6 protein-coding genes and 1 pseudogene are annotated in these 7,723 nt (G+C 54.7%); 4 read left to right on the top strand and 3 right to left on the bottom strand.

Annotated features, from left to right (window positions below; genetic code table 11):
• Positions 1–294: helix-turn-helix domain-containing protein (locus H627_RS0114870; protein WP_027829556.1), on the bottom strand; the 294-nt coding region annotated here is incomplete at its 3' end.
• A gap of 258 nt (positions 295–552) precedes the next feature.
• Between H627_RS0114870 and H627_RS0114875 the strand changes: the two genes are divergently transcribed.
• The 4 genes from H627_RS0114875 to H627_RS0114890 all read left to right on the top strand — a co-directional run bounded on the left by H627_RS0114875 (position 553) and on the right by H627_RS0114890 (position 6,127).
• Positions 553–1,716, top strand: coding sequence for an MFS transporter (locus H627_RS0114875; RefSeq protein WP_051225469.1), 1,164 nt, complete (start codon positions 553–555; stop codon positions 1,714–1,716).
• Positions 1,717–2,016: 300 nt separating this feature from the next.
• Positions 2,017–2,652: an endonuclease III domain-containing protein gene (locus H627_RS0114880; RefSeq protein WP_035441289.1), complete on the top strand. Its 636-nt coding sequence runs from the start codon at positions 2,017–2,019 to the stop codon at positions 2,650–2,652.
• A 103-nt stretch (positions 2,653–2,755) separates the two neighbouring features.
• Positions 2,756–4,285 carry a metallophosphoesterase family protein gene (locus H627_RS19505; protein WP_051225470.1) on the top strand — a complete coding sequence of 510 codons (1,530 nt, stop codon included), beginning with the start codon at positions 2,756–2,758 and terminating at the stop codon, positions 4,283–4,285.
• 18 nt (positions 4,286–4,303) lie between these two features.
• On the top strand, positions 4,304–6,127 hold the full coding sequence (locus tag H627_RS0114890) for a cation:proton antiporter domain-containing protein (protein ID WP_027829559.1): 1,824 nt from the start codon (positions 4,304–4,306) through the stop codon (positions 6,125–6,127).
• A gap of 3 nt (positions 6,128–6,130) precedes the next feature.
• On the opposite strand, the gene H627_RS0114895 is transcribed toward H627_RS0114890, so the two are convergent.
• Complete coding sequence (locus H627_RS0114895; protein WP_027829560.1) at positions 6,131–7,324, bottom strand: hypothetical protein; 1,194 nt, start codon at positions 7,322–7,324, stop codon at positions 6,131–6,133.
• A gap of 166 nt (positions 7,325–7,490) precedes the next feature.
• Positions 7,491–7,723: pseudogene (locus tag H627_RS0114900) on the bottom strand (transposase); the annotation flags it as partial.

Below are 7,723 nucleotides of genomic sequence, written 5' to 3' on the forward strand. Positions count from 1 at the left end.
CCAGACAGCCACCTGCGAGGCATTGATCCCAAAGTGAGCAGCCACCGATGCCACACCTTCACCACTAGTTTGGTAATAGTCTACCACAGACAGTTTCTGTTCCAATGAATAAGCGACTTTGGTACGTTTACGTTGAAGCGACTCCAGTCCATTAGCTTGAGCCTGCTTAACCCACCTCCGGATTGGGGTCATTGACGGGATACTGTATTTAGCGCAAAGGGTTGGATAGGAAACCCGTCCAGAAAGATACTCTTGTACAACCTGTACCTTGAACTCACTTGAATATTTGGTCATAAAAATGCCCCACAATCGTTAGAGTATCTGTCTAACAATTATGGGGCACTTCATGATTGATAACCAACGTGAGCAGGACATACGGTTTCTAGACCCGTCGTCCTCCTCCAGCCGCAATCAGGCGGCCGCACACTAGCCAATATCCAACTTTTTCTTCATGATGATTTTTCCTCCCCAATCCTCATCTGACCACCGTCTACCTCCCCGGACGGTGGTCTTTTTTTGCTATGATAGAGAGCGTTCGAGGAGGTACATGCAATGGCCGAAACAAAGACTGGCGCGATTCTTTTTGCCAATGGCGGCATCAATATGGGCATTGGCTTGATTATGCCGATCACGACGCTGTATATTCATCAAAATCTGCATGAAAGCTTGGTTACCGCCGGAGCGGTATTGATGGGCTTCTCTTTAGCTATGACGGTGGGGAACATACTGGCCGGCTGGTGGTTTGATCATGCCCAGCCCCGGCAGGTGCTGTTTGCTGGTAATATACTGACCGTCTTCGCCCTGCTGGCACTGACTATCTGGCCGGCGTGGCCGTTTTTTTCTTTGCTGGAGATTCTTTACGGGTTAGGTCTCGGCATTTTGAATGCCGCGATGAATGGGTATATTGCGTATCATCAACGGGTCAATGCCAACATTTTTAACCAAGGCTACTGGATCGCCAGTGTTGGCATGGGGATTGCCACGGCCAGCAGCGGCTTTCTATTCCGCCAGGGTATTCGCTGGGTTTTTGGCGGGGCGGCGCTGCTGTTAGCGGTCACCTTTGCGGTGATTATGCGGGCTTTTCAAAATATTGACCGTGCCCCGGCGCCCAGCGAGCGCCAACGGGGGCCCATTGATCGCCGACTGCTGGGCAGTTTAGCGGCCATTGCCGGGATGCTGATCATTATATGGATCGGCTACGAGCAGTGGAACAGTAATGTATCGGTCTTGATGCTGCATCACGGCATCAGTGTGGAGAAATACAGCCTGCTGTTCACGGTGAATACGGTCGAAATTATTCTCTTACAGCCGATTGCCAACCGATTGATCGCGCCGAGCTTTGTCCATGATAAAGTCAAGGTCATCGCCGGCAGCATCCTATTCGGTCTCTCTTACCTGATTATCGTGGGGGCTGCGGACTATTGGCGGTTCGTGCTGGGAATCATCGTGGTCACGCTGGGCGAGATTCTGGCCTTGACGGCAGCGCCGTCTTTGATCAACCGATATGCGACCGACCGCAACCGGGGGATGCTGCAATCCTTAACCAGTCTGTCCGGTTCGCTGGGCCGGGCGATCGGTCCCCTGGCCGGCGGTGCGCTGATCACGGCGGTTAATTATAATTGGACGTTCTTGATCCTTTTTCTGGCCCATCTGGTGGGGGTGGCGGCGATGCTGACGGTGCGGCCGCCCGATCATCAGCAGGGCGCAAAAGAATAACCGATTGACCATAGAAGGATCATTGATTCATCACATTTCGCCGGTATTGTAGACACTGTAAACAAGTAAAGGAGTGATGCGATGACAGTTCAATGTAACGGCGATCAACGACGGCTTCTAGACCCGTCATCCATCGCTGCGTGAGACACCTACCTAACAACACAACCAACTTTTTCTTCACGATTTTCCTCCCCAAGACCAGCCATTCCTCCCCAGTGGCTGGTCTTTTTGTGAGCAAAACCAGGCGGATAGGGCGATTTGCCGTGCTATAGTGAATCATACAAAAGGGGGAGATAACCGATGACCGCACCGTGGCGCATTGTTTTTGATAATTTAGCTGCCCATTACGGCCCGCAGCATTGGTGGCAGGAGGACCAGTTGGGGGATTGGCTGATGATGGTCCTGGTCCAGCAGACCAACGCTCGTAATGTGGCCCTGGCAATGAATAATTTGCAGGATGTTTTGAGCGTCGATCAGCTGCTGGCCCTGACCCCGGAGGAACTGGCCGAGCGGATCCGTCCGGCCCGGTTCTATCTGCAGAAAACGGCGCATCTGCGCGGCTTGCTGACGTGGTTTAAGGAAGCCGGCGGCGATTTTGCCGCGTTCAGCGCCCGGCCAGCTGACCAATTGCGGAACCAGTTATTAGCGTTACCGGGCATCGGTCCGGAAACAGCGGACGTGATGCTGATGTACACCTTCGGCAAAAAGACGTTTGTCGGAGATGAATACGCCCGCCGGTTGAGCCAGCGCATCGGGTTGGGGGTGTATAAGACTTACGCGGCGATGCATGACGCGCTCCAGCCTTTCGCCGAGACGCTCACTTTGAACGAGGCGCGCGAATTGCACGCGCTGATCGATGAGCATGGCAAGCCCCAGATTGGGTATCCCTATGATGACAGTTTTCTCACCACGCCGGCCGTGCCGGCGGACCAATAGCCGGTACAGGCGGTACAGAAAGATGGGCCTCATGGCTACCCGCAGTTGGGTGGGAAAGTACCAGCTAAACGCATATAATCGGAGGCAATAGAGAGGTGAGTTGATGACTAAGCAGATAGCACCCCAATTGATCGTCCTTTCGGATCTGCATCTCAATGGGCATCCAGAGCGGCATCAAATAGTGGTCCGTGCCCTGAAAACGGCGGCAGAACAGGCTCCGGCGGCCCATTTGGTGGTCAACGGTGATTTGACCGACACGGGCACGGCTGAGCAATTTCGAGAATTCAACGACATCATTGCCGCCAGCCCCTTTGCCCGGCGGACCTGGGCGACGTTGGGCAACCACGATGTTCGTGGGCCGCATTGGCCGGACTGGGATAACAGCGAGCAGGCTGATCCGCAGCATTTCCATGCGGTGACGGAATCTTTCTATACGCAATATTTGCAGTCCCTGCCGGAAATTGATCGGCAGGCTCTAAGCTTTGTCGTTCATTTGGCGGCATACCAGCTTATTTTTCTCAATACTGAAAAGGGGTTGAAAGATTCGGCCTATTTCAGTCCAGAGACCTTAACTTGGCTAGCTGATCAATTGGCCCAGGCGGCGGCCATCGGTCAGCCGACGCTGATCTTCTGTCACCAGCCGCTGCGCCAGACCCATTGGCGCAGCAACTTTGGCGGTGGGGTCGGGTTAGAGGACCAGACGCTGAAACAGATCCTGACGGCGTATCCAAATACGTACTTCATCTCTGGCCACATCCATAACGGCTTCGGCGTAACTGGCGTAGTTGAGCGGCCCTTTGGTACGGCAATTGATCTGCCGGCATTAGCCGTGAGTGAAAACGGCCATGTAGGCCATGGTCTGGGCTTCATCACGATACTGGGCGCAGCTGACCAGCGGTGGGCGGCTTGGGATTTTGGCGATCAGACGCGGCTGCCGCAGTATGATTTTTATGTCGCTGTGCCAACCACGGCGGTGCTGATGCAGACGGCACGTCAGCAGATCGCAGCGGGGCACCTGGCGGCACGGTATGATACCGCGCTGGCAGCGTTGGCAGAAAAACTGGATCAGCGCTTTGACCAGCATTTATTTGATGATCCGGAAACCGATGGCGGGATGCAGGCTCCGCCCGCACCGTTGTATACCGCTGGGGAGATCACTGCCATGCAGGCCGGCCACACGCAATTGGTAACCGCTTTGCGCAACATGCCCTTGGTGACCGCCCCCCGTCACCAGCCGGTTTTGCCGGCTCTGCAGGTACCGTTAAGTGATTTGGCGCAACTGGCCTTGGTGGCCAAGACGTTGTGGGAATCGCCCAACTTTTCAGTCCGCAGCCATCTGGCTCTGCAATTTTCCCTAGCCCGGCTGAATTTGATTTTAGCGCACCCCACTGAGTTTACCGACGCGGCCCGGACGACTGCAGCGAAGCAAGTCCGGCAGGCCATCGCGGATCTCGTGGCCGCTCCGGACAAGACCGGCCTCATGACCGGCTGGCGGCAGTTGCTGGAGCGGCCGGCCACGCCGCAAAGCAAAGAGTTAGCAGCCCAAGTCCAGCTGGTGCTCCAAGATCCGGAAGCTACGACGGAAACGATTCAGCAATTGCAGCAGGAATTGGCATCAATTTTAAATCACTAAGTTAAGGAGCGTGCATTCATGGAAAGTGTTTCTCTGGTCATTGTGCTGCTTGCGGCATTAATGATCCCGTTACTGATGGCACGCCTACATATCACCAACGTACCCACCGCGGTGGCTGAGATCATCACTGGCATCCTGCTGGGTCCCAGTCTGCTGAACGTGGTCCCCACGAATGCGGCCTTGAATCAACTGAGCAGTTTGGGCGTGATCGTCTTGATCTTTTTATCCGGGATGGAAATTGATTTTTCTCTGTTTGGCCGGCAAAAAGACGGCAGCCAGCAGCCTGGTCCGGTTAGTATCGCGCTGCTGGCCTATGCCAGTGTGATCGGTATGGCCTTGGTGGCGAGCTTGCTGCTCCAGGCCACTGGCTTGTTCAGCCATCCGGTTTTTGCGACTATTGTCTTTGCCACCGTCGCCCTGGGCGTCGTGATTGCGGCGCTAAAGGAAAAGGAACTGCTATCCAAACCCTTTGGCCAGACGATGCTGTTGATTGCCGCCTTGGGGGAAGTCGTGCCGTTATTGGCGCTGACGATTTATTCCGCCGTGGTCCACCCCACGGACAAGAGCATTTGGCTGCTCTTGCCCATTTTCGTGGCGGCAATCGTTCTCTTGCTCCGATTTCGCCGGCCGTACCAGTGGTTCGCTCAAATCGACAAGAGTACGACGCAATTGGATATTCGCCTGGCGTTCTTCTTGATCGTGACCCTGGTCACTGTGGCCGCACAAGTGGGGGCGGAGTCCATTCTAGGCGCGTTTCTCGCTGGGATCGTGATGAAACTGCTTCATCCTCGGGAAGAAACGCGGGACAAGCTGACCAGCATCGGTTACGGCTTCTTTATTCCCATTTTCTTCATTATGACCGGGGTCAAGATCAATCTGCGGACACTGCTGGCGGACCCGGCCAGCCTGGGCTTGATTCCGTTGCTCCTGCTCGGCTTTTTGCTGGCTAAAGTCCTGCTTTGGCCGATCCTGCGCCGACGCTTCCAGCCGCGCAACGCGATTGCGGGGACCTTTCTCATTTCGACCACGATTACGCTGGTCGTACCGGCGGTCACAGTGGGGCGGAATCTCGGCATTGTGACCAGCCAGCAGGCCGGGGCCTTCACCCTGGCGGCGGTGATCACTTGTCTTGGCGCGCCGATTCTCTTTAATACGTTCTACGTGCAAGAAAAAGAAGATTACCAAAAAACGGTGGTCCACTTCATTGGCACCAATATTCTGACCGTCCCCATCGCCCAGCAGCTGACCAAGGGATTCTACGACATTACGCTCTATACTGATGATGCGACTCGGTATAAGACCTACAATTCGGAGACCAATGTGCGTTTCCTCGACGAATTCACTGCGGCTAAGCTGCAAGCAGCGGATGCTTCCCAGGCTGATATTGTCGTGTTGGGCTATTTTGACCACGACAAGAATTACCAGTTGGCGCAATGGGCGATTACTGCCAAGGTGCGGCGGATCATCGCCCGGTTTGAAAATAAGGATATCCAGAGCAGCGAGTATGATGAGCTGACCGCCCAAGGGGTCGAGATATTCAATACATTAGAGGCCAATATTTCGCTGTTGCGGGCGCTGATCGAATCGCCGGCGACGGTGCGGATTCTGTCCGATACCACGGCCGGAATTTATGAAATCGTGGTTCGTAACCGGCGGTTCACGGGGATGCAGCTTAAGAATCTGCCGTTTATTGATGAGATCACGGTCAGTCAGATTTATCGGGATCACGAGTTTATTGCGCCCCACGGGGATACCCAGATTCAGTTGGGCGATCACATTATCTTTACGGGCGACAAAGAAGCCGTCGGGGATATCCGGCGGCAGGTAGAGTTGTTGAATTGATGGTTACAGCGTCATCGCATAGCCATTTTGCAAGATCTGATGCACCCGGGCATACCCGGTTTGCTGATAATTCAGCGTAATCATCTGGCGGAAACGAAAACTCTGATTAGCCAAGGGTTGGTCCGTTGGCCTGGCGCTGCCGTTTTGGGTGGTCAGGGCGGTGATGTCGCTGAGATGCGGACTTTGGCTGGGCGAGTTGTAAAGGGAATAGAACCAGACGTCCCCGTTATCCACGCAGGCGACAAACATGTTGGCGGTTGTATTGCTGGACGGGGTGTGACTGTTGAAAACGTACAGCGGCTGGCCGTTGTTGGGGATGATGTGGTAGTAATAGTCTGAACCGGCAGTGCCCCGGTCGAATAGGGTGGCCGGGTCTTCACCCTCCATCGCCCAATAGGCCATGAAGATTAACGTGGCCCGATCCGCGTCGGTTAGTTTATCCGCCACACTCAGCGGTGCGTCTTTTGCCGCCTGCAAGGCTCCCAATGGGGTATGGGGGTCTTGTTTTGGGGCCGGATTACTCGTGTCAGTGCTGTTTGCCGAGGACTGCTGACTGGATGCGGACGATGCGGATGACTGGGCCGTCGATTGGCTGGTATCGGCGGTGGTGTCCGCATCTGCCGGGTAGAGGTTGAACTGGCTGGCTAGCGCTACCATCACGGCGCCGATTATGATCAGCACCAGTTGTACTTGGCGCGTGCTATCCATTTTGACCCGCAACTCCCGGGGCGTGGTGTAGACATCCCGCATCTGACCGGTATCTTCGGCATCTTGAATGGTGTGCAGCGCCTTGATCGTGTACCAGCGCAGACCGCTGGCTAACAGGGCACTGCCGGCCAAAATCCAGGCCGCCGTGTTTCGTTCCGCGGTTTCAGTCGTGAAGAGATCAGAAAGAAAATCAGCCGCACCGGCCGGGATGACATCCGCGACGGCCAGCTGCGCCGCGACGGTCCATAATAGGGCCGCCCCAGCGATGACGGTGAGGATGATCGTGACAATACGAATCAACCCCAGCGGGGGATTGCTGCGGTATAAGGTTTTCAAATAGAAACGGCGTGCCCCTTTGATCTTGGCCGCGTTCTGGGTGACGTGGGCTTGCAACTGCCGGTCCACGGCTTGGCTTTCTAAATACCGCAGCCGGCCGGCAAGGATGAGGATGAGGAGCAATAGGATGAGGGTGATGATCAAAGCAGCCATAAAGAACCTCCGTTATCAGTGAATGGGGGCTATTATACCAGAAAATAGAACCCGCGGTGCTGAGCCGGCGACCGACAAAAAACTGCCCCCGTTAGGAGACAGTCAATCATCCGTTTGATTATTTCTGTTTAAACTGATCCAATGCCGTGTTGTGGAATAGGCGCTATAGTGATTTCAGTACTTTATATTCCCGCGAATGCTTGTCGAGTTGCTTTAAACATTGAGTGCGAATGGTATCCATCGTCCGGCCCATTAATTGAATAATGTGGAACCGATCAATAATGAGTTCGGCGTTAGGGAATAGTTCGTGCACGAATGCCTGATAGGAGGCGTTCATGTCCATGATGACGCGTTGAACCGCGGCCCGTTCTGCGGTGCTGTACTGACTAAGAAAGAACT

Origin of the sequence: Schleiferilactobacillus harbinensis DSM 16991, assembly GCF_000425885.1 — a bacterium.
In the GTDB taxonomy this organism is placed as follows: Bacteria; Bacillota; Bacilli; order Lactobacillales; family Lactobacillaceae; genus Schleiferilactobacillus; species Schleiferilactobacillus harbinensis.